Below are 23,570 nucleotides of genomic sequence, written 5' to 3'. Positions count from 1 at the left end.
CACTATTTGAGTTTGCAGAATGCTTAGAGTTTATAGCTTTGAGAGAATTTTTGCAAAGACAAAGTCCTCTTTAACATCACTGATTTCTAAAGTATAGTAGCCTGCTTGTAGCTCCTCTAACCCTTCTATCTGTATTTCATTCACTAAAATTTCTCCATCAATTTGTGGTGCCCAAGGGAGAAGTCGTGCTGAATAAAAATATTCACTCTCCTCACTTCTTCCCTCTACAATGCCCTCAAATCTCTTGCCCAACATTTGCTTTTTTTGCTCTTTTTGCTGGGCTGTAATAATTTTATTAAGCTTAGTAATTCTTGAGTTGATCACTTTTGTAGAAATATGCCCATCCATTGCATGTGCTTTTGTTCCCTCTTCACTAGAATATGCAAAGACATTGATTGCATCAAATTGAAATTCACTGATAAATTGGCATAATTCTTCAAATTCCTCTTCACTCTCCTGAGGATGTCCTACGATCACAGTCGTTCTTACAAATGAATGAGGCACCGCCCTCATAGCTCTAAGAAGCTCTATATGCCTCTCTCTTCCTACTCCTCTATGCATTCTCTTAAGCATACTCTCACTAATATGTTGAATAGGCATATCAAAATAATTTTGCACAATCTTTGAATCTGCAATTCTTTGTATAAGCTCCAAGGTTGTAGTGCTTGGATAAAGATAAAGAATCCTCGCACTTTTAGCCTTACTTTGGGTCTCAAGTGCATCAATAAAATCTATTAATCCTCTCTTCTGCCCCCAATCTCTAAGATAAGAACTTGAATCTTGGGCAACAAAAGAGAAGTCCTTATATCCTCTCTCCACAAGTGCATTTACCTCTTTAAGGGCAGATTCTATACTCCGTGAATGAAGTTTTCCCTTAAAACTTGGGATAGAACAGAAACTACAAGTTTGATTACACCCCTCAGAAAGTTTGACATAAGCGTGAATACTTGATCCAGTAATCACTCTCTCGGCATTTTCAGAGAGGAAAACTTTATGGGAAAGAAATCCTTTTTTTTGATTGATCATCTCATTGATTTTGTCATAATCCCCCACACCTGTGATGATATCAATCTCAGGCATTTCTTGTAATAATTCTTTATGATAGCGTTCAGAAAGGCACCCACTTGCTACAAGCAATGCTCCTTTTTTTCTTCTTGAACTTACTTCTAAAATTGTATTAATGCTCTCTTGCTTAGCTGCTGAGATAAATCCACAAGTATTGACAATAATTACATCTGCTTCACTGACCTCATCAGTGATGTGATATTCCCTTAAAGCTCCTAGCATCACTTCACTATCTATAAGATTTTTAGTGCATCCTAAAGAAATTAAATGTAGTTTTTTCCCCACTCTTACTTCTCCATATTGTCCCATCTAAGCACCATTTTTCCATCCACCTCTTCAGTTGCGCACATCCCCATAATATTGTATCCACAATCTACATAATGCACTTCGCCTGTTACTGCACTTGAGAGTGAAGAGAGTAAATACATTGCAGAATTTCCTACCTCCTCAATGCCCACATTCTTCCGCAATGGAGAATTAATTTCATTCCACTTAAGCATTGTCTTAAAATCTCCAATCCCACTTGCTGCTAAAGTTTTAATAGGTCCAGCAGAAATTGCATTCACACGAATATTTTCTTTTCCTAAATCATAAGCCAAATAGCGCACAGCAGATTCTAATCCCGCCTTTGCCACGCCCATAACATTGTAATGTGCTACATGTTTAAGCGCTCCAAGATAACTAAGGGTGAGAATACTTGATCCCCTTTTAAGTAAGGGTTTAAGCTCTCTAATAAGCTCAATAAGTGAATACACAGAAATTTCCATTGCAATATTAAATGCTTCTTTACTTGTATTTAAAAACTCACCATCGAGTGCTTCTTTTGGAGCAAATGCAACAGAATGCACAATAAAATCGAGTTCTCCAAAATCTTCAGTAAGTTTTTCTCTAAGTGTTTTGAAATGTTCAGCATTACTCACATCAAGCTCATAAACATATTTTTCACTTCCAAACTCTTTGGCAATAGGTTCCACACGTTTTTGAAGTGCTTCATTAAGAAAGGTAAAAGCAATCTCTGCACCCTGTTCTTTACATGCTTTAGCAATCCCATAAGCAATTGATTTATTATTAGCCACCCCAACAATAAGCCCCTTTTTTCCTTGCATCAACATTCTAGCTCCTTAAAATTAAAATATAAATTCTAACCAATAATAGAACAAAAACTTTCTAGCTCTAAACTTGCACCGCCTACAAGCACACCATCTACACTCTTTAAGTCCATAATCTCTTTAGCATTATTGGGCTTAACACTTCCTCCATATACAGAGGTTTTCACACCATTTTCTCTTAAAAAGCTATGAATAAGCTCAATCTGCTCCAAACTTGCACTTTCTCCTGTGCCAATTGCCCAAATTGGCTCATAAGCAATAATAAGTTTTGGATAATCCAGATCAATTCCTTGCAATTGAGAGAGAAGAAAATCTTTTGTTCTTCTATTTTGATAAGTGGATAAATCTTCTCCAATGCAAAAAAAGATTTCAAACCCCTCCTGTGAATAAAACTCAAACTTTGCTTTCACCAACCTATTGTCCTCTGCAAAGATCAGTCTTCTCTCACTGTGTCCAATCAGCAAAGTGTTTATTCCTAACTCTTGGAGTTGTTCTAATCCTACCTCTCCACTATAAGCACCATTTCTTGCACTATAAGCATTTTGGGCTCCGATTTTTAGATTTGCAAAATCATTATAAGGCAAAGAGGCAAGGGTAGGAAAAATCCTCACTTCTTTATTTTGTTTTTTTGCCAATCTTTTATCAAGTTCTGTGCAAAATTTTAATGTTGAAGCACGTGTATGATGAGTTTTAAAATTTCCAGCAATAATCATTTTTCTCTCCTTATAAGCAATACAAAGAATTTTATCTAAAGATCAAAGAAGTAAAACCCATCTCTTTTTTCAATCTATACTCCTACAAATCCTTAAGAGATGGGGAGGAGAGAGCAGAGAGCAAAGAAAGAATCTTTTGCTGATTTTGAGAATTATTGAGTTTCTTATGAGCCTTATAGGAGGCAAGTTTATAAGAGTTGATCTGCTCTATACTCAAAGATTGCAATGCCTTGGCCACGGATTGGATACTAAAATCCTCGCTTACCACTCCAAGATTATATTCTCTAACAATAGGCACTAAATCTGTATTTGGCGTGATTACAAGAGCAAGAGAGGAGCCAATATATTCAAAAAATTTATTAGGAATGGTTGAGCGCAAATTATAGGTATTGGGAGGCATAAAATAAAGTCCTATATCATACTTTGAACCAAAGGGAATAATCTCATCAAAAGGGACAGGGGGCAAAAGAGAAATTTTTACCCCCTGTTTTTGAGCTTTGCTAATGAGTGAGAGAATTTTTTCTCTATACTTCCTCTCTCCTCCCACCAAAATCAAATCTAAAGAAAAATTTGAGGGTAGATACTGCATTAAAGTAATAAGAGTATCTATCCCACGATTATTTGAAAGTGAGCCATGATAAAGTATTTTTATATTATTCACATCACAGGGTTTAGGAGCTATATCATAGTAATAGGGCAAAGAAAGATACAAATAGGGGGAGATTCCATAATTTTGAGCATATTTTTTCACAAAACTTGGAGAAACGCTTAAAACTGCATCACACTGAGGAAGAAAAGTTTGACACAAGAAGTGATTAAATCTTTGAAAAAGAATTCTCCATCTTAAACTTGAAGTAAGCCACAGGGGAAAATACTCTTGGGCATCAAAAATCACTTTTGCATTTTTTTTATATTTGAGCGCAATGGGCAAAAGAGGTAAATCAAAACAAACAATAAAATCAAACTCTTTTTCTTGTAAAAATGGGGCAATCTCTAGACGATTTTGTGTCCAAATCAACTTCTCCCAATTGCAGAGAAAAACATCAATATACAATCTTAATTCTTGAAGTTTTGTTCGCTTCGTATATGCAGGGAAGCAAAAAGTTTTTACACCTTCTATTGCTTTTGTATGAATCCCCATTGCATAAAGATCATAAGATCCTCTAAGATTTTCTATCATTCTTCTTGGACGAGGATTTGAGGCAGGGTCTGAAGCCGTGAGAATTAGGAGTTTTTGCATAAGGAGTGTAAAAATTGCATCATTGTGGTTACGCCCAACTCTTCTCTTTTTTGGTTATAGCGAGAAAGCCCACCTAAGATATCAGTCATGAGTTCATCTTTTTGCTTTTTATCCAAAGAAAGAAGATGGAGTGCTTTTTGATAATAATCCTCTTCATCCACTGCCATTGTAATCCACTCTTTTTGTGCTTTGCTTGGATCTTTAAGCAACACAAGCGAGAGCTTTCCTTTTGCAACATATTCTATTCTACTCTCACCTTGTTCCATAGGAAAACTATCGGGCCAAAAGTCAATCAAGTGTCCAAAAATAATATTATTGACATATCCACAAAAAAAGAAGCGTTGCATAAACTCTTCATATTCAGCCCCTAAAATACTCTTAAGTTTTTGCTTAATCTCCTCAGTATTTCCACTCCCACAAGCTAAATAAATGGTGCGAGGAAAGGCTTTCATAATCCTTACAAGCATTGAGAGATAGGGTAAACTATCAATTTTTGTTAGCCTACCAATTGTTCCTAAAATCACCTTATCTTTTGGGAATTTTGAACGATTAAGGGAGATAAGTTCAGAAGAAATAGGAGGATTATAAAAAGCATTATCCATCACTACAGGAATGCCTACAAACTCATACCCCTCTCTCTTAAATCTCGTTTCATTGCCACAAATATGTGTAATCCTGCCATCAAGCTTTGCAACATTATAAACAAAATTTCCATGTGACCAAAAAATCTGACTTTGTGCAACTCTAGAAGCAATCAGAAAATCACTAATGCCATAGCCATTATTAGGAGAGAGAAGAATTTGAACTTTGTCTTTAATCATCATTTCTCGTAAAAGCATTGCTTTTTGTAAATGTGAATTATAAAATCCCCTTTGATTGCAATAAGGAGCAACATCACAAATCTCAATGCCAAGATTTTGATAACTCTCTAAAGCACTTTGAGAATTTTCACTCTTCTCCAATAAACTCATAAGATAGATTTTTATTGTATATTTTTCCTTAAATTCTTGATGGGATAAAAGTTGTTTTAAAAAGCTATATTCCACCTTATAGGGAGAATTCTCCACAATCCTATCTCTAAGAAGTGCGATTGTGATTTTTCCCTCATTCCTTGGAGTGAATGAAGGAAGATGTTCAGAAGAAGCAAAGGAGGCATAATAGGAAGAAGCAAATTCATCAATTTCTGCGCTAAAAACCCTCCATTGCTCTTGAGAAGAGAAACTATTACCGCACATATGATAGATGAAAAACTGCATATAAAGGGCATGATCCATATTTTCTACACCACCATTTTGTAAATGCCAATAAAATAGCTCTTTCCACAATGGATACATTAAGAGCCATGAGCGATGATTAAAAAATGTCGAAACATTCCAAAAACAGTGGAGTTGCCAGTTTAAAATCGATCGTCTTTGCTCAAGAGAAAGGGAGCAATAATAATCCTTTTGTAATACTCCGCTGATTGCTTCTAAAAAAGAATTCATAGAAATGTTCATTTTAGGAAAATATGTTCTAATTAATTCTGCTGATGATCCAGAAGAAGGGGAGTGAATATTAAGATGGGAAATACCTTGAATATAGACCTTGATTGCTTCATCGCATTGAGCATTCAAAAGTAAGCAAAGCACTTCAAGCTCAAGGAGCATTTGGTTTTCAAAATCTCCCAATCCTTGAGTAAGAAAATGACTTTTTGCTGTCTGAATAAAAGGATTTAAGCTTTCTTCTTGTGGAATTTTTCCCTGAAGTGGCGCATAAAGAAAATAAAGTAAAAGATATGTACTCTCACCAACATCACCATTTTTTAAGATATTCTCCAAAATACTTTGACGCAAAGAAAGAGCAAAAGAAATATACTCTTTTTCATCTTGCTGATATAGATTTAACATTTGTTCTAAACTTGAGGATTCTAGGCTTTTAATATATTTTTCTATTTCACTTTTACTTTGCATTCTCACTCCTATCAAGCAACCACATATATCCTAAATTCACTTTTGGTGCATAAGTCTTAATTTTTGCTTTGAGATAGCCATTCCCCTCAATAATTTCACTCACTTCTCCTACAGGAATATTTTCAAAAAAGATATTATCCATTCCATTTGTTGCAATTTTATCCCCCACTTTTATTTTGCTCTCCATAGGAATATAACTAATCTCTACTTGCCCATCCACGCTTCTAAAAATTCCAGAAACCTTTCCCTCTCCAATATACACTCCATAAGAACAAAGTGGATCACCATTAAGCAATCCCATCAAACGTCCATTCTCTCCTAACTTAGCTATCCCAACCACAGCTCCATCAAGCACAAGTCCATAAATTTTTCCCTCTACTCCACTCTCAAATCCACTTAACCATAAACGTTCATAATTGCCAAATTCACAATAAGAAATAGCTCTTACAGGAACAATGTTTACAAGTGCTAAAGAGGGCATATTATAAAAGGTTGTTAGTCTTTGTAATTCCTCTTTGAGCTGGATATTTTGGAGTTCAATCTTTTGGATTATTGCTAATTTCTTATTAAGCTCTTGGATATTTTGAGCTTGATTAAAATATTTTAAATATGTCTCTTTCCCCCATTCTTTAAAATCAAAAACTGCATTTTTAACCTCATCACCCAAAGAAAGAATCATTCCTCTTAAAGAATGGTCAAGTTTAAAAAAAATTGTAATCGCTACAAACAAAAAAACAAGGATAAAAAAAGGTTTGATCCTCATTGTTCAAAACTGAGTTGCTCCAAAAGATCCATCTCCTCTATTGCTCGACTAGTCCCTTTGGCAACACAAAGCAGAGGTTCTTCTGCAACATAAACTGGAAGCTTAACAAGCTCAGAGAGATATTTATCAAGCCCACGAATAAGTGCTCCACCTCCTGTAAGTACAACACCATTTTCAACAATATCTCCTGCTAAATCTGGTGGCATAGATTCTAAGACGCTCTTTAATGCATTTCCAATCTCTTTAAGTTGGGATTTAATTGCCTCTCTTACATCCTCGCTTGTAAGCTCAATAGTATTAAGCAAACCACTCACCTGATCCTTTCCTTTAACCTGCATTTTAAGGGGTTGATCTAAAGAAATCGCTGCACCAATTTCAATCTTAATCTCCTCTCCTGTTCGCTCTCCAATATAAAGGTTATAATTTGCTCTCACATAATCTACAATTGCTGTATCTAGTTTATCTCCTGCAACTCTCAGTGATTTAGCAATGACAAGTCCCCCTAAAGAAATCACACCAATTTCTGTTGTTCCTCCACCAATATCTACAACTAAACTTCCTTGAGGCTCACGCACAGGAAGTCCTGCACCAATAGCTGCTGCCATAGGTTCTTCAATCAAAAAAACCTCTCTTGCTCCTGCACTCATGGCCGATTCTCTTACAGCCTTTCGTTCAACTCCTGTAAGCCCATAAGGCACACACACCATAATTCTTGGACGCATCAGTGATTTTCTTTTGTGAGCTTTTTCTACAAAATAGCGAATCATCTTCTCAGTCATATCAAAATCTGCAATAACTCCATCTTTCATTGGACGAATTGCATAAATACTTCCTGGGGTTTTTCCCACCATTTCTTTTGCTGAGTTTCCTACAGCAAGAAGTTTTCCCCTAGCCCCATAGCGATCATTTTGCACTGCAATGATTGAGGGTTCATTAATGATAATTCCCTGCCCTTTGGCAGAGACAACAGTATTTGCTGTTCCTAAGTCAATCGCAATATCATGCGAAAAAATCCCAATAAAACGATCAAGTATCATCTTTTCTCTCCTTGAATTTTTTGAATATCCTCATCTTTAATCACAACTTCCTTTCCACTTAATGATGGAAGATCAAACATCATGGGATTAAGCACTTCTTCTAAAATACTTCTCAATCCTCTTGCACCTGTTTTTCTTGCAATTGCAAGTTTTGCAATTGCATCTAATGCATTACTCTGAAAACTCAGTTTTACCCCATCCATATCAAAGAGTTTTTGATATTGTTTGATGAGTGAATTTTTGGGCTTTATAAGAATCTCTACCATTGCTTCTTGTGTGATCTCATCAAGTGTGGCAATCACAGGCAAACGTCCAATAAGTTCAGGAATCAGTCCATATGAAACCAAATCTTCTGGTTGCACAAAATGCAAAACATCACTTTCATCTTGATTGTTTTTCTCTTGATTAAATCCTAAAGTATTTCCTCCAAGACGACGCTTGATTATCTCTTGCAACCCATCAAAAGCTCCCCCACATAAGAAAAGGATATTGCTTGTATCAATTTGAATGAATTCTTGATGAGGGTGTTTTCTTCCTCCCTTGGGTGGAATATTTACCAAGCTTCCTTCAATAATTTTAAGCAATGCTTGTTGCACTCCCTCACCTGAAACATCCCTTGTAATGCTTCGATTTTCTGAAAGTCTAGAAATTTTATCTACCTCATCAATAAAAACAATCCCTTTTTGAGCTCTTTGAACATCGCCATCAGAGGCTTGGAGAAGACGAGTGAGAATATTTTCTACATCCTCTCCTACATAGCCTGCTTCTGTAAGTGAGGTAGCATCAGAGATTGCAATAGGTACTCCTAAGGTTTTTGCTAGAGTTTGAGCCATAAGAGTTTTTCCGCTTCCTGTTGGCCCAATAAAAAGCACATTACTTTTCCCCACCTCAACATCTTCAAACTCTCCTTTATAGTCCTCTCTATAGATTCTCTTATAGTGGTTATACACTGCAACACTTAAAACTTTTTTTGCCTCATCTTGACCGATAACATACTCATCAAGAGCATCTTTTAATTCTTTTGGAGTAGGAAGTTTTATTTCCTTACAAGCATTTCCCTCTCCTGTAAAATAACTCCCTTCTTCAATATCCGCAAGACGATTAATGGCTGCAATACAATGCACACAAATCCCTACATCTTCTCCTGAAATTTCCCTATCACTTTTAATGAGCATCTCATCAGGATAATTTTTTCCACAAAAACTACATCTATTCACTAACACTTCCTTTTTTAAGTGGGATTCCTCGCGTTGAGTTCAAAATAAAATTACAAATATTTTGAGTATGTGTATCATTTGGATTTTTTTCTAATTGCTCTTGAGCTAATTCTTTAATTGGGGCTACACGAGAGAAAAGAACTTTATAGAGTGTGCAAATGCTATCCACTTCTTCATGAGAGAAAAGCAATCTCATTCTATGGCGATTAAATCCGCGAATTACCGCCCTATTTCCCTCGGCCATACAATAAGGAGGGATATCTTGAGAAAGGGCTGATGCTCCTGCAATCATCGCACCATCTCCAACTTTACAAAATTGATGGATTGGAGTGAGTCCTCCGACATTAACATAATTTCCTAATTCAATATGACCAGCCAATGTTGCACCATTTGCAAGAATACAGTGATTTCCAATCAAACAATCATGTGCCACATGCACATAAGCCATTAAAAGATTATTATTCCCAATCTTTGTAATTCCTCCACCTCCCTCAGTCCCAGGGTTAAGTGTAGTAAATTCTCGAATAAGATTATTATCCCCAATAATGAGTTCAGTTTTTTCTCCAGAAAATTTGAGATCTTGAGGAGGAATTCCTACAGCTGCGTAAGAAAAGATTTTGTTGTTTTTCCCAATCTTTGTATAGCCCTCAATACAAGCATGATGAAAAACCTTGCTCCCTTCGCCAATCTCAACATTCTCTCCAATAATACAAAACTCGCCAATCTCAACATTCTCTCCAATTTTTGCACCCTCAGCAATAATGGCGGTCTTTGCAATTTTTGCACTTGAGGCAATCATTTTACTTCTCCACATCAGCAATCATGGCTTTAAGCTCTGCTTCAGAGACAAGCTTGTCATCAACATAGGCCTTGGCCTCCATTTGCCAAATTGCTCCTTTATTTTTGATGACATCTACCTTATAAATCAGTCTATCTCCAGGGACAACAGGGATTCTGAATTTCACTCGATCAATTGTCATAAAATAAACAATCTTATTTTCTGCTATAGAATAATTATCCCCAAACATACTTATAAATGCCAAAAGTCCACCTGCTTGCGCCATTCCCTCAATAATCATTACTCCTGGATAAATAGGTTGCTTTGGAAAATGCCCTAAAAATACTTCTTCATTAATTGTGACATTTTTATAAGCTTCAATGCTCTCATTGGGTTTAATGTCTACTACACGATCTACAAGGAGCATCGGATAGCGATGTGGCAGAATTTTTTTGATAATATTGACATCCATCATTTTGTATTCCCTTATTATTTTAGTTCATAAATCTTTAAGATCGCTCATTTTACCAAAACTAAACTTCTAACACTTCAAAAACTGCCTCTTCTTGGAAAATGCTTTGAATATTTACTCTTGCGTCTTCTTTAAACTCATGTTCTACAACCAAGATTGGATTGATCGATTGAGGGAAACCAATCTTTTCACGCAAAGAAAGCTCAAGCATATAAGGGGGTGGAAAGAGAAGCAAATCATCAAGATTTTTATAATCTAATTTTAAGATTTCATTAAAAGCCTTAAGGGTAAAAATCAGCGTATCATCTCTTTTACTTATCCCCACTCTCCCGATCTTAAGGGGAAAATTCTTTGGAATGACCCAAGAGAGTGCGCCTAATCTAATATTTTTTTTACTTTGAGAATGAGTCACCACATAGCTTTTTGCACACGCTCCAAAAACCTCCAATTTAGCCTGGAAGCATCGCCAAATAAGTTGTTTTTGTTGCACGAGAATATAAGATTTTTTCTCCTCTTCAAGCCTCATTCTTTTGTTAAAAACCTCATTACGATATTCAATGCTCCCTTTCATCACTTGCTGATGAATAGGGGAAATAAATTCTAAGGGAAATCTTCCTTGCTTTTCTCTTTGTTTTTGAAGTGCAAACTTGCATCCACAATAATTTTGACGATAAAGTTTGTCTTTTTTACTGAGTTCATTTTGTTTTTGTGTCCCACCTTGGCTTCTGACATCAATCTTGATAAATTCTAATCCAAAATCTTGAGCAATTTTTTCTCCTTGAGAAAAGAGAATGTCTTGGGTTTTCATCGGAGAGGAAAGAAGAGTTGTTGTAAAAACCTTCTCTCCTAACTTTCTAGCAAGTTTGGCACTCTGTATCAATCTCACATCAAAACATACATTGCATCTTGCCCCTTTTTCTGGTTCATCTTCTAAACCTCTAACTTCTTTATTCCAAACCTCATCATCATATTGTCCCTCAATAAGTTCTACTCCAAGCATTTGACAACTTCGCTTCACATCAAGCAATCTTAGATCATGTTCTGAGCGGGGATGAATATTGGGGTTATAAAAAAAACCAATCATTTTCTCATCAGGATAGATTTTTTTTAATTCACTCAAAAAATAATGACTATCTACACTACAACAAATATGCACCAACATTGCTTCATCCTACTTGAAATATTTTATAAACATTACTCCACCCACTAAAACAACAATGCTCAAAATAATTAATAAAATCACATCAACAACACCCATCTTATTGTCCTTTTGTTTCACATGAAACATTTTTTCTTTTTTCTTTCTCACGGAGTTGACCACATGCTGCTGAAATATCCAATCCCTTAGATTCTCTAATTGTACAAAGCAATCCTCTTTGTACTAAAAAATCAGCAAAAGCTTTGACTTTCTCGACTTCTGGACGTTCAAATTCACTCTCTTCATGAGGATTAAAGAAAATTAAATTAACTTTAGATTTAATTCCATCAAGAAGTTTAAGAAGTTTTTTTGCACTTGCTAGATCATCATTGAGATCTTTTATCACAAGATATTCAAACATAATTCTCTTTCTTGTATCTACAGGAAATGATCTCACAGCATCAAGAATTGCTCTAATATTATAAGCTTTATTCATAGGAATAAGCTTACTCCTTAACTCATCATCTACAGCATGAAGTGAAATTGCAAGTTGCACTCCTAAATCCATTTCTCCTAGTTTTTTAATTTTTGGAGCTATACCACTAGTAGAAATGGTTTGGCGTCTTGGAGAAATGGAGAGTCCATTGAGTTCAGCAATAATTGAGATGGCCTTAGAAACATTATCTAAATTATCTAATGGTTCTCCCATACCCATATAAACAATATTGACCCTCTTCTCTGGAGCCAAATCATTGTCTTTTTTAAGCCTTACAACCTGCTCTACAATCTCTCCTGCACTTAAATTCCTCACAAATCCCCCTTTAGCAGTAGAGCAAAATGCACACCCAACCTTGCATCCCACCTGAGAAGAAAGACAGAAGGTATATTTTTCCCCCTCAACAATTCTTCCAGTTTCATCAATTTTTTTATCTCTCATCTTGATAAAAACACTCTCAAAACTTAGACCTTCTTTTGTCTGAAAAAGATATTTTTTACTTCCATCAATGCTATTTTCAATAGTAATAATTTTTAGATTTTGGGCACAGAATTTTTCATTTAATTCTTCTTGTAAGGTCTTGGGAAGATTTTGCATTTGATTAAAATTTTCTTCATACTTGACATAAAGCCAATGATAAATTTGCTTAGCTCTAAAACTAGGAGAAAACATTTCTTCCATTTCTTTAAGGGTATAGTCATAAATATTTTTTTTCATTTTGGAATACTCTTTATTGGGTTTTGGAATAAAGGGGGGATTGTAGCAAAAAACACTATAATCCTAGCTTTTGTTTAATTCTCTCTAAGTTTAAATTTCTTCTCCACTCTCTCATTAACATCAAAAGCCATAAATCTAAATACAAAATTTTATTTTTTAAGTAGATTTTAAGGAAGGGGGGGGGGTATAGTTAAATACTTAATTAGATTAAAAAGAAAGAAAAAAGTAATGTGGACATTTTTAGTTATTTTAATTTTAGGTTTTTGGGAGCTTTGGCTAAGTCTTGCACTTGTTGCAATTTTTTATATTTTTTTATTAGGAATCCCTCTTATTGTTTCAGTCTTTAGTTATATAATTACTCAAAACCTTGGGGTTAGTTTTCTTGTATTTTTTATCTCTCTTTATAGCTTGTATAGAATGATTAAACACTAGATATTTGAGACATCATTAAAAAATCAAACCTCTTTTTAAGTCTCTAGAGGTTATCTCTCAAACCTTCAATCTCTCCACCACGCTTTTTAATTTTTCTATCACTTTTCCCCGATTTTTCAAAAACTCCTGATGAGCATTTTCTCCACAATAATTGCTTACACAAAACACTCCCAAAGCAGGAAGATTAAAACGTCTAGCCACAGAAAGCACAGAGAAAAATTCCATATTCTCTAGCAAGATTCCTTTCTTTTTCATATTCAGCGCATAATTTGAATCTACACAAATATAATTACTAGAATTAACAATAGCTTGAGGCAAATCAAGAGAAAAAATCTTTTGAATTGTTTCACATGAAACATTTTGAGTGAGTTTAATTTCTTGTGGGATAGGGGTATAACTCTTATCTTGCAAAAATGAATTTTCTATTTGAGTAGCATAATCGCTCACAAACAAATCCAGTAATTTTACCTCTTTGTCATAGCTTCCTGCACTTCCAATAAAAACTAGACTTTCTATATTTTTACAAGAGCAAAGTTGGCTTAAAGTCATCGCACTTTCTACTAATCCTACACCTATACTCTTTGCAAATTCAAACTCTTCACCATTTCCAGCACATACAAACATTTTTCCTCCCAACATTTCCAAAAACAAGATACAATCAAAATCAAAAGGAAACTTAAAGAGTGCATTATAAAGCAAAAAAGAAATTTGGACAAAATTTCTTAAAAGATGGTTATTTTTTACGCCAAATTGTCCAAGCGATTCCCAATATTTCCTCACAACTCATTGAGATTGGGATTGGCTTGGGTGATTTGACTGATGAGCTAATCAAAATCCACAATTTGATAGCTTATGAGGTAGATGAAGACTTATGTTCTTTGCTTATTAAAAGACACTCTAGGTTGCTAGAAACGCAAAAACTTAAATTGGTCTTATGTGATGTGTTGGAGCTCAAAGATTCCACAGGTTGGCTACACCCAGAGCCATATTTTTTGGTTTCTAATCTCCCTTATTACATTGCAACGCTGATCGTCTTAAAACTGCTTAGAGATGAAAAGTGTGAGGGATTTGTCGTAATGACTCAAAAAGAAGTTGCGGAAAAATTTTGTGCCCGTGTGGGAGAAAAAGAGTTTTGTGCTCTGAGTGTTATAGCTCAAAGTGTGGGAGAAATAGAATTTCTTTTTGAAGTTCCTGCAAGTGCTTTTGAACCTGCTCCAAAAGTAACTTCAGCAGTATTTCGAATGATAAAAAAACCCAACCACCCTAGAGTTGAAGAGATAGAAAAACTTGAGACTTTACTTAAAATTGCATTTTCTGCACCACGCAAAAAACTAGCCAAAAATCTAGTAAAGTTCTATCCTAAGCAAGAAATTGAGGAGATTTTCTCTAAATTAGGATTACAAGAAAATCTAAGACCTCACGAAGTTGACACTACACTCTATCACCAAATTTTAGAAAATAAGGAAAAAAATGGAAAACAACGAACAAAAGATAGCAGTTCACCAAAATAAAGAACAAAATAATAAAGAACGTCGAGTTAGTCATACCCATAAGAATAATGAAAATAAAGAACATAAGCGAACACAAAATCGTCGATGGAGTGGGAAGAATAATTATGCTCATAATAAAAATACCAAAGAAGAAGTTCAGAATCACGATGGTGTAAGAGAAATTAAAAGCACCAATGAAAAAGGTAATCTTAATCTGCATAGAGAACTTAAACGTAATGTAGATAACAATACAAGAATTCAAAAAAATAGTCTTAATCCTCACTATAAACTTAATCTCAATACAAAATCTAAAGTAAGAATCACTCCACTTGGGGGATTGGGAGAAATTGGAGGAAATATGACAGTCATTGAGACTGAAAAATCTGCAATTATCATTGATGTAGGTATGAGTTTCCCTGATGAAAGTATGCCAGGGGTAGATATTTTAGTCCCTGATTTTAGTTATCTACAAACCATTAAAGATAAAATTGAAGCAGTCATTATCACCCATGCACACGAAGATCATATTGGGGCAGTCCCTTATCTTTATAAAGTGATGCAATTTCCACTTTATGGAACTCCACTACCCTTGGGAATGATTAGTGCAAAATTTGATGAACATGGGTTAAAAAAATATCGCTCACTTTTTAGAAGTGTAGAGAAAAGAAAGCCTATTAAAATTGGAGAATTTGAAATTGAGTGGATTCATATCACTCACTCAGTGATTGATGCTTCAGCTCTTGCTATCCGCACAGAAGCGGGTGTAATTTTACATACAGGAGATTTTAAAATTGACCATACACCTGTAGATGGATTACCTACAGATTTGCATCGATTAGCTTACTATGGAGAAGAAGGGGTGATGGTATTACTTAGCGATAGCACAAATTCTCACAAAAGTGGCGTCACTCCTAGTGAGGCAGTTGTAGGGCCAACATTTGATGCACTCTTTAAACAAGCTGAAGGTAGGGTAATTATGAGCACATTTAGCTCAAATATTCATCGAGTGTATCAAGCCATTAACTATGCAATCAAGTACAATAGAAAAGTTGCAGTAATTGGGCGATCGATGGAAAAAAACCTAGAAATTGCAAGAGAATTAGGATATATCAATATCCCTCAAGGAATCTTTATTGAAGCTCATGAGGTAGAAAAATATCCTGATGAAGAAGTGCTTATAGTCACCACAGGCTCCCAAGGTGAAACAATGAGTGCACTTTACAGAATGGCCACTGATGAGCATCGCCACATCAAAATGAAACCCAGTGATTTAGTCATTATCTCTGCTAAAGCTATCCCAGGAAATGAGGGATCAGTCTCTGCTGTGATTAATTTCTTACAAAAAAGTGGGGCAAGAGTAGTGTATCAAGACTTTAGTGAAATTCATGTGAGTGGGCATGCTGCACAAGAAGAACAAAAGCTTATGCTTCGTCTGATTAAACCTAAATTCTTCCTTCCTGTGCATGGAGAATATAATCATATTGCAAAGCACAAAGAAACGGCAATTAAATGTGGAGTGCCTGAGAAAAATATTTATCTTATGGAAGATGGTGATCAAATTGAAGTCAATCCAAATTATATTCGTAAAGTTCGCTCTGTAAAAACTGGAAAGACTTTTATTGATAATCAAGCAGATCGACAGATTGATTACAATACAATTCTTGATCGTCAAAACCTTGCAAATGATGGGGTTGTAACTTTAAGTGCAAAAGTGAGTAAGAAAAATATGGATTTTGATGGAGAGGTGAGAATCTCTAGTTTTGGTCTGACTAATCCAAAAGATGAAAAAGCACTCAGTAAGGAAATTGCAGATGCACTTACTTTAATGCTTAAGGCATTTAAAAAAGAGTTCAATTCTAAAAATATTGAAATAGAGGCTAGAAATATTCTTAAAAAACTTATTTTTAAGCAATACAAAAAATATCCTCTACTCTCTTTAAATTTCTTTGTGGATTAAACTATGTTAGAAATTGCTAAAAAAGTCTTAAGAGATGAAGCGCAAGCATTGATTAAGGCTAGCCAAAGAATTAATGAAAAAGAATTAAAAGAAATTATTAAAAATATTCTTGCTTTAGAAGGAAAATTCATTGTTATGGGTGTGGGAAAAAGTGGACATATTGGGGCTAAAATTGCAGCAACCTTAGCAAGCACAGGCACTCCTAGCTTTTTTATCCATCCCACAGAAGCACTCCATGGTGATTTGGGAATGATTGAAAACAAAGATATGGTTTTAGCAATTAGTTATAGTGGGGAGAGTGATGAGCTTAAAATGGTTCTCCCTCATATCAAACGCATTGGAGCAAAGATCATGACAATGACCAAAAGCCCTACAAGTTCAGTTTCTCTTCTTGGGGATTATTTTCTAAGTCTTGAAATTGATGCAGAAGCTTGTCCTCTTAACACTGCTCCCACTACCTCCACTACGCTTACTTTAGCTCTTGGAGATATGCTTGCAGTATGTTTAATGAAAGAGAGAAATTTCACTCATGAAGATTTTGCATCTTTTCATCCTGGAGGAGCATTGGGCAAAAGACTTTTTGTCAGAATCAAAGATTTAATGCAAAGAGAAAATCTTCCTTTCATCGATCCAAAACTCTCTTTAAAAGATGCTGTTGTAGTGATGAGTGAAGCAAGACTTGGCAGTGCCATTGTAGTAGAAGATCACAAGCTAATAGGAATATTAAGTGATGGGGATTTAAGGAGGGCAATGATGAGGAATGATTTTGATTTTCAACGCCCTGCAATAGATTTCTGCACACTTGACCCTAAAACTTGTCAAGATGAAAATCTTTTAGCTTATGAGGCTTTAAAAATAATGGAAGAGAATAAAATTCAACTTCTCATCATTGTAGATAAAGAAAAAAGAGTTCTGGGGGTTTTACATCTCCATACACTCATTGAGGCAGGTATTCAATGACATTTGATCCATTACTCCAACGCATTGATCAAATCTATGGAGAGATAGAAACAGCAAAAGAAGAGCTTCAAATCGCACTTAATCTTGCTTGTATTTCTATGCAAGACTATATTCTGATTAAAAGAGGTTCAAAGGATATGCCTGAGGATTTAAGTGATTGGGCATTTGAAGAAATCAATACTTCTGCCCAGAAACTCAAACAAGCATTAGATCAGATGAATAAATTAAGGAAAGAATTTTTTGTAGTTTAGAAAATCAATCTATCTTTGAGTGTTCTAGAACTTAATACTTTACTTATAATAATATCTGAATTATAAAAGTAGATGAGCATTCTCTTGAATAAAATTTGCTATTTCACAATCTAAAAATTAATAAAAGCCAACTCGTATTAGATGGCAATTCTAAAATAATAAGTAAAGAATTTCTTACTATCCCTATTTTAATACTTTTCTAGTTACACTTTTCTCAATACTCTTTTACATTCTCAAAAGCTTTGAGCCAATAGACTAGATGTTCCACTCTCAACAATAAATTCTTAATCCTAATTCACTTTTTCACCAATTATTTTTATCATAGTAAGGATTAGTTTCTATGATGTATAAATCCATCTCTATTCCCTCTTTTACAAATTCAGAGCGAAAAATTGTATATGCTCTTAAAGTATGAAAAGAATCTGTAAGAATCAAAACTTTCTTAATATCTTGATTTTTAGCAAATCTTATAAAGTCTTTAGCTTCTTCTAGTGTGCTTATTGCTCCACTTTTTAGATTTTATACAACTTCATAAGAGATTTTAAGTGAGTTAAACACTATTGAGAGCTTTTCAAATTCACTTTATAAAATTCCATTGTAGCTTTGGATATGATTTTTTGGCTGAGTGATATAGATTTTTTGATAATTCTATTTTTATAAAGAGCAATTGCTCTACTAAGCCTTATAAGAGGATTCCCACCAAGGATTAAAACTCCTTCATAGTTTTAAAAATTTTCTTGTTTTTTACAGGAGAATAAAAAAGTATTATCTTGAAAAATTGTTTTTATTGGCTCTTTAAACACTTCTATTTCAAACATTTTGATAAGAGCTCAACAAGCTCTCTTTATTTATATCCTACTAAACACACTAAAATATACATACATAAGAAAATAATCTTTTTCATATACTGATTTTCACCCCCACCACACAATCACTCAAAATCTCAGGCTTTTTGATTGAGAGGGTATAGTGTGTAATAGAGGGAAAAGAGATTGCAATTTTAACTTTGAGATCTTCTAGGGCTTCTTCAAGCAGTCCATAGGCATTATTTTGAAATTCTGTCTTTAAAAACTCTACAATCTCCACATAATTGAGATATTCTCCCTTATATTCATAGCTAAATTCTGCATTAATAATAATATTTTGCTCTTTTACTCTCTCACTCGGTAAAATTCCAACAATAGCTTTAAATGAAAGATTTTCAATCAATAAAGTCATTAAAAAATCTTTTTTTCTTCTCTTTTAATCAGACGAATAATATTTGGAATATGTGTATAAATAATCAATGCTCCAATTAACAATACTGGGGCATGGGAGTGGACTTGGGAATTAATATTGATACACTCTGGCAAAGGAAAAATATAAGGAATTACAAAACTCAGAGCAATCCCACTTAAAACCCCAATGAGTGAAGAGAGTGAAGAGATTTTAAAAACTTTCCCTACAATAAACCATACAAGAAGTCCTAAACTCCCTTCAACAGGCATCAATAAAAAAACTGAACCAATAGAAGTCGCCACTCCCTTACCCCCTGAAAAATTTAAGAATGGACTATAACAATGTCCAATGACTGAAAGAAGTGCAATCATCCATTGTGTTTCATAACTTAAGCCAAAAATCTTAGCTAATGCCACCACAACCATTCCTTTGATCGCATCAAGAAAAATTGTTAAGATTGAGTAGAATTTGGCTTTATTAGGATCAATCTCTTTAATTGCACGATAAACATTAGTTGCACCAATACTTCCTGAACCAATCTCTCTAAGATTGATTTTATAAATACTTTTGCAGATTAAAAGCCCAAAAGGAATCCCTCCTACAACATAGGCTAAAATATAAAATATGACATTAATATTGCTTAAAATTTCAAACATTTACTTCCTCCTCTTTATCATTAATTGCCCAAAGTAAAATAATAAACCAAGAAATCAATGTCCAACCTAAAAATAAATTAGATAGAAGAATCTTTCTTTTATTTCTTGTATTTTTAGAGTGTGCAATTCTTGCAGGTAAAAAGAAAATTCTAATCAGTAATATAAGAAATAATAAACCTAATAAAATAAAAATCCATTCCATTTTAATCTTTCTTACCCAATGCCCAAGCTAAAGAAACTACCCAGAAAACAAATGTCCAACCTAAGAAAAAATTAAGCACAAAAATCCCAAATCTACTTTTATGTCCTCTTGCAAAAGCAATGATTGTAGGCAGAAAAACAAGAGGAATGATAAAGATAAAGAGAAAAGTAATTTGCCAAATTGAAATCTCCATTTATACATCCAGATGCTTCACATTTTTAGCATTTTCTTGGATATAAGCTCTTCTTGGCTCAACTTCATCTCCCATAAAGAGAGTAAAGATTTCATCAGCACTCTGCATATCTTCAAGTTTTACTCTTAAGAGTGTCCGATTTTGTGGAGTCATTGTTGTTTCCCATAATTGCTCAGGATTCATCTCTCCAAGACCTTTATAACGTTGGATATAAGTTCCTTTTTTTGCACTCTCTTCAATATTCTCTAAAACCTCTAATAAATCTTTTCCTTCTAAGAATGCTAAATCTCTTTCTTGAATCTTATTGTAAATATAATAAGCCTCTTCAAAATGTTTATCAATAAAGAGATCTTCATTTAAAACAAGTTCCACTAATCCTGTTTTTGTTTGAATATAAAATAAAATTTCATCTTCACTAACAATTTTATTGAGGATATTGCAATCAATATTTTTTAAATATTCCTCAATTTTTTCACTCATTGCTGAAAATTCTAACCCTACATAATCACGATTTTCAATCAAAAATCTAATCACTTCAATCATTGCATAACGTTTTTCAAGCTCTTTAAGCACACTGCGATAAGCTGAAATAAATTTAAGAATTTCTAGAAGTTCTTTATTCCCAATCCCCTTAAAACTAAAATTTTCAATTCCATTTTCAATCAAATATTCGCTTAAAGCTCTCTCATCTTTGAGATAAATTTCTTTCTTTCCTTTTTTGAAGCGATAAAGGGGTGGCTGAGCAATATAAATATGACCATTTTCAATCAATGGTCTTAAATAGCGATAAAAAAATGTCATCAAAAGTGTTTGGATATGACTGCCATCAACATCAGCATCAGTCATAATAATAATTTTGTGGTAGCGAAGTTTTTCAAGATTAAATTCTTCTCCAATCCCACAGCCAAAAGCTGTAATCATATTTTTAATCTCTTCACTTTTTAAAATTTTATCAAGGCGAGATTTTTCAACATTAAGAATCTTTCCTCTAAGGGGTAAAATTGCTTGATAAGCTCTATCTCTTCCTTGTTTTGCAGATCCTCCTGCACTATCTCCCTCAACAAGATAAATTTCTGATTCACTAGGATCTTTACTTTGACAATCTGCTAATTTTCCGGGTAAAGTTCCTACTGAAAGTGTTTCTTTTTTTCGTGTAAGTTCCCTAGCCTTTTTAGCTGCTTCTCTTCCGCGAGCTGCTAAAAGTGCTTTTTGCATAATTGCTTTGGCTTGAATAGGATTTTCTTCAAAGAATTTTGTAAGTTTTTCATAAGTAAGTTTTTGAATAATGGGTTTAACAAAGGAACTTCCAAGCTTTCCTTTAGTTTGTCCTTCAAATTGAGGTTCCATTACCTTTGTAGAGATAATTGCTACAAGCCCCTCTCGCACATCATCTCCTGTAACTTTTGAATCTTTTTCTCTAGTATTGGCATTTGCATCAATATAATTAATAATTGCTCGACTAAGTCCTGCTCTAAAACCTGCTTCATGCGTTCCACCATCAGGAGTGCGAATATTATTAACAAAACTTAAGACTTTTTCATCATAACCCTCATTATATGCAAGTGCAATTTCTGCTTCAAGTTCTTCATCACTCACTTCAAAACTGATAATTTCAGAAAGAAGGGGTTTTTTATTAATATCTTCTACAAATTGTTTTAGTCCCCCTTCAAAATGATATTTTTCTCTTCTTCCATTTTTTTCATCAGTAAAAGAAATAATAATATTACGATTAAGATAGGCCATTTCTTTAAAGCGTTTAATGAGAATTTCACTATCAAATTCAAGAACTTCCATCACTTCACCATCAGGATAAAACTCAATAGTTGTTCCATGTTCTTTTGTTTTTCCAATGATTTCTAGTGCAGTTGTGGGAACACCTTTTTGAAATTCTTGGCGATAGATATTTCCATCTCTTTTAATTGTCATAATCAATTTACGTGAGAGAGCATTAACAACACTTACTCCTACTCCGTGCAAACCTCCAGAAACTTTATAAGTATCTTTATCAAATTTTCCTCCAGCATGTAATACTGTAAGAACTACAGTTGCAGCAGGAAGATTTTCAGTAGGATGCATATCTACAGGAATTCCACGGCCATTATCCTCAATGATCGCACTCCCTTCACTTGTAAGGGTGATAGAAATAGCATTACAATGTCCTGCCATTGCCTCATCAATAGAATTATCTACTACTTCATAAACCATATGATGTAATCCATTGATATTTGTATCCCCAATATACATTCCTGGACGTTTTCTTACAGCTTCAAGTCCTTTAAGGACTTTAATATTTCCTGCTCCGTAGTCTTTGACTTCGTTCATTTTTACTTCCTATTTTTATAGATTAATTGGCATGACAATGGTTAAAAAATTATTATCTCTTAGTAAAAAAGGTGTTGTTTTTTCAGTAATACATAATTCAAAAGTTTCATTATCAATTTGTCCTAAAAAGTCTAATAAACTCTTTAAATTTGCAGCAATTTCAATAGGCTCAGAAATTGTAATCTCAGCTTCAAATCCATCCTCTGCTTGAGAATTGTTATTTCCAAAGCTTTCAAAAAGAACTTCATTTTGATTAAAAGTGATTTTTACTTCTTGAGAAACTGATTGAATCATTTTTAAAGATGCAATCATTTTATTCTTTTGGAGTGTAAAAGAATGTTTAAATGTTTTTGGGATGATTCTTTCATAATCAGGGAATCTTCCATTTGTCAATTTTGTAAAGAATGAATAATTTTCAGTCACAAGAATAAGTTGGCTTGTGTTGTAATAAATTTCAAAATCATTTAAAAAGAGTTTTGGAATTTCAATGAGAGCTCTTTTAGGAATGATGACTGAGAGAGTTGAGATAGATTGAGTTTCCATCTTTACAAGTGCAAGACGCTTTGTATCAGTAGAAACAAAATTAATTACATATTCTTTAATATCTAAATTTGCACCATTGAGTTCTATTTTTGTATTATTGTTTGCAACTGCTGGAGAAATTTTTTTAATGGCTTCAATAAAATTTTCAGTAGGAATATTGATTTTATTTTCTGCTGTATATGAAGGAAATTGTGGAAATTCTTCTGAGTTAAACATGGGGAGTTTAAAGTTTGTTCTTCCTTGCTTAATGATAAATTCATCATTTTTTGTTTCAAAAGTAATTTCTTTATCTTCTTTGAGTTGTTTAATAATCCCTAAAATCTCTTTTCCATTAACAGTTCCCTCTCCTTCTTCTTGAATAGAATTAATATTAATAAAAGCTTTAATTCCCATTTCAAAATCAGTAGCTTTAAGTAAAAGTTGGTTATCTTGAACTTTGAAGTAAATATGGGAGGTAATATTACTTTGATCTCTTTTATCTAAAAAAGCTTGAAAATTATTAAGGACGTTTTCAAGAGGGCTTTTATAAATTTGTATTTTCATTATGACTCCTAAGGATGAGATATTTAATAAAAATAGAGGAGAAGTTGTAGAGTAATGTGAAATGTGAAACAACTCTCTCTAAATCCCTTTTTTTGGGATGCTGCCTATG

Annotated in this window: 24 protein-coding genes; 5 read left to right on the top strand and 19 right to left on the bottom strand. The window is 34.0% G+C overall.

The annotated features are described in order from the left end of the window. Positions 1-30 precede the first annotated feature (30 nt). From rimO to rlmN, 12 genes are all read right to left on the bottom strand, one after another. Entirely contained in the window at positions 31-1,374 is a 1,344-nt protein-coding gene (gene rimO, locus CQA62_RS01155) for a 30S ribosomal protein S12 methylthiotransferase RimO (RefSeq protein ID WP_104723884.1), read from the bottom strand. Beyond that, on the bottom strand, positions 1,353-2,177 hold the full coding sequence (gene fabI, locus CQA62_RS01150; RefSeq protein WP_104723882.1) for an enoyl-ACP reductase FabI: 825 nt from the start codon (positions 2,175-2,177) through the stop codon (positions 1,353-1,355). The genes rimO and fabI overlap by 22 nt, the downstream gene beginning before the upstream one ends. A gap of 29 nt (positions 2,178-2,206) precedes the next feature. After that, positions 2,207-2,887: a triose-phosphate isomerase gene (locus CQA62_RS01145; protein WP_104723880.1), complete on the bottom strand. Its 681-nt coding sequence runs from the start codon at positions 2,885-2,887 to the stop codon at positions 2,207-2,209. An 82-nt stretch (positions 2,888-2,969) separates the two neighbouring features. After that, positions 2,970-4,127 carry a glycosyltransferase family protein gene (locus tag CQA62_RS01140; RefSeq protein WP_104723878.1) on the bottom strand — a complete coding sequence of 386 codons (1,158 nt, stop codon included), beginning with the start codon at positions 4,125-4,127 and terminating at the stop codon, positions 2,970-2,972. Continuing rightward, on the bottom strand, positions 4,112-6,076 hold the full coding sequence (locus CQA62_RS01135; protein ID WP_104723876.1) for a hypothetical protein: 1,965 nt from the start codon (positions 6,074-6,076) through the stop codon (positions 4,112-4,114). Before CQA62_RS01135 ends, CQA62_RS01140 begins: the two co-directional genes overlap by 16 nt. Beyond that, positions 6,066-6,839, bottom strand: coding sequence for a rod shape-determining protein MreC (gene mreC, locus CQA62_RS01130; RefSeq protein WP_104723874.1), 774 nt, complete (start codon positions 6,837-6,839; stop codon positions 6,066-6,068). Before mreC ends, CQA62_RS01135 begins: the two co-directional genes overlap by 11 nt. After that, the gene (locus CQA62_RS01125; RefSeq protein ID WP_104723872.1) at positions 6,836-7,876 is read right to left on the bottom strand and encodes a rod shape-determining protein; all 1,041 of its coding nucleotides are present in this window, start codon (positions 7,874-7,876) and stop codon (positions 6,836-6,838) included. Before CQA62_RS01125 ends, mreC begins: the two co-directional genes overlap by 4 nt. Further along, positions 7,873-9,051 (bottom strand): ATP-dependent protease ATP-binding subunit ClpX, encoded by a 1,179-nt coding sequence (gene clpX / locus CQA62_RS01120; RefSeq protein ID WP_104724202.1) that lies wholly within the window; start codon positions 9,049-9,051, stop codon positions 7,873-7,875. Before clpX ends, CQA62_RS01125 begins: the two co-directional genes overlap by 4 nt. Before the next feature lie 34 nt (positions 9,052-9,085). Further along, positions 9,086-9,892: an acyl-ACP--UDP-N-acetylglucosamine O-acyltransferase gene (gene lpxA, locus CQA62_RS01115; protein WP_104723870.1), complete on the bottom strand. Its 807-nt coding sequence runs from the start codon at positions 9,890-9,892 to the stop codon at positions 9,086-9,088. Between the two features lies 1 nt (position 9,893). Further along, entirely contained in the window at positions 9,894-10,346 is a 453-nt protein-coding gene (gene fabZ / locus CQA62_RS01110) for a 3-hydroxyacyl-ACP dehydratase FabZ (protein ID WP_104723868.1), read from the bottom strand. Positions 10,347-10,404: 58 nt separating this feature from the next. Beyond that, positions 10,405-11,505: an epoxyqueuosine reductase QueH gene (locus CQA62_RS01105; protein WP_104723866.1), complete on the bottom strand. Its 1,101-nt coding sequence runs from the start codon at positions 11,503-11,505 to the stop codon at positions 10,405-10,407. A 97-nt stretch (positions 11,506-11,602) separates the two neighbouring features. Continuing rightward, entirely contained in the window at positions 11,603-12,694 is a 1,092-nt protein-coding gene (gene rlmN / locus CQA62_RS01100) for a dual-specificity RNA methyltransferase RlmN (RefSeq protein WP_104723864.1), read from the bottom strand. 228 nt (positions 12,695-12,922) lie between these two features. On the opposite strand from rlmN, the gene CQA62_RS06860 reads away from it, so the two are divergent. Beyond that, the gene (locus CQA62_RS06860; protein WP_104723862.1) at positions 12,923-13,126 is read left to right on the top strand and encodes a hypothetical protein; all 204 of its coding nucleotides are present in this window, start codon (positions 12,923-12,925) and stop codon (positions 13,124-13,126) included. A gap of 57 nt (positions 13,127-13,183) precedes the next feature. Here CQA62_RS06860 and CQA62_RS01090 read toward each other — a convergent pair whose 3' ends face one another. Further along, positions 13,184-13,750 carry a 5'-methylthioadenosine/S-adenosylhomocysteine nucleosidase family protein gene (locus CQA62_RS01090; protein ID WP_104724200.1) on the bottom strand — a complete coding sequence of 189 codons (567 nt, stop codon included), beginning with the start codon at positions 13,748-13,750 and terminating at the stop codon, positions 13,184-13,186. Positions 13,751-13,809: 59 nt separating this feature from the next. Here CQA62_RS01090 and rsmA point away from each other — a divergent pair, with 59 nt between their 5' ends. From rsmA to CQA62_RS01070, 4 genes are read left to right on the top strand one after another with little or no spacing between them, the layout of a single operon-like run. After that, entirely contained in the window at positions 13,810-14,637 is an 828-nt protein-coding gene (rsmA, locus tag CQA62_RS01085; RefSeq protein ID WP_115585095.1) for a 16S rRNA (adenine(1518)-N(6)/adenine(1519)-N(6))-dimethyltransferase RsmA, read from the top strand. Beyond that, on the top strand, positions 14,597-16,573 hold the full coding sequence (locus CQA62_RS01080) for a ribonuclease J (protein WP_104723860.1): 1,977 nt from the start codon (positions 14,597-14,599) through the stop codon (positions 16,571-16,573). Before rsmA ends, CQA62_RS01080 begins: the two co-directional genes overlap by 41 nt. Before the next feature lie 3 nt (positions 16,574-16,576). After that, positions 16,577-17,533 carry a KpsF/GutQ family sugar-phosphate isomerase gene (locus tag CQA62_RS01075; protein ID WP_104723858.1) on the top strand — a complete coding sequence of 319 codons (957 nt, stop codon included), beginning with the start codon at positions 16,577-16,579 and terminating at the stop codon, positions 17,531-17,533. After that, positions 17,530-17,784 carry a DUF2443 family protein gene (locus CQA62_RS01070; RefSeq protein ID WP_104723856.1) on the top strand — a complete coding sequence of 85 codons (255 nt, stop codon included), beginning with the start codon at positions 17,530-17,532 and terminating at the stop codon, positions 17,782-17,784. Before CQA62_RS01075 ends, CQA62_RS01070 begins: the two co-directional genes overlap by 4 nt. Positions 17,785-18,684: 900 nt before the next feature. Here CQA62_RS01070 and CQA62_RS01065 read toward each other — a convergent pair. Genes CQA62_RS01065 through dnaN form a run of 6 tightly spaced genes read right to left on the bottom strand, consistent with a single transcriptional unit; the run spans position 18,685 to position 23,461 of the window. Continuing rightward, entirely contained in the window at positions 18,685-19,002 is a 318-nt protein-coding gene (locus CQA62_RS01065; RefSeq protein WP_104723854.1) for a dihydroneopterin aldolase, read from the bottom strand. After that, a complete protein-coding gene (gene plsY / locus CQA62_RS01060; protein WP_104723852.1) occupies positions 19,002-19,658 on the bottom strand; it encodes a glycerol-3-phosphate 1-O-acyltransferase PlsY in 657 nt (218 codons plus the stop codon). The genes CQA62_RS01065 and plsY overlap by 1 nt, the downstream gene beginning before the upstream one ends. Beyond that, entirely contained in the window at positions 19,651-19,860 is a 210-nt protein-coding gene (locus CQA62_RS01055; RefSeq protein WP_104723850.1) for a superinfection immunity protein, read from the bottom strand. The genes plsY and CQA62_RS01055 overlap by 8 nt, the downstream gene beginning before the upstream one ends. A 1-nt stretch (position 19,861) precedes the next feature. Beyond that, on the bottom strand, positions 19,862-20,053 hold the full coding sequence (locus CQA62_RS01050; RefSeq protein WP_104723848.1) for a superinfection immunity protein: 192 nt from the start codon (positions 20,051-20,053) through the stop codon (positions 19,862-19,864). Continuing rightward, positions 20,054-22,375, bottom strand: a complete 2,322-nt coding sequence (gene gyrB / locus CQA62_RS01045) for a DNA topoisomerase (ATP-hydrolyzing) subunit B (RefSeq protein ID WP_104723846.1) — start codon at positions 22,373-22,375, stop codon at positions 20,054-20,056. Positions 22,376-22,390: 15 nt separating this feature from the next. Further along, entirely contained in the window at positions 22,391-23,461 is a 1,071-nt protein-coding gene (gene dnaN, locus CQA62_RS01040; RefSeq protein WP_104723844.1) for a DNA polymerase III subunit beta, read from the bottom strand. Between the last annotated feature and the right edge of the window lie 109 nt (positions 23,462-23,570).

This window comes from Helicobacter cholecystus (assembly GCF_003364215.1).
GTDB classification, from domain to species: domain Bacteria; phylum Campylobacterota; class Campylobacteria; order Campylobacterales; family Helicobacteraceae; genus Helicobacter_G; species Helicobacter_G cholecystus.
This window is presented reverse-complemented; position numbering and strand designations above follow the sequence as displayed.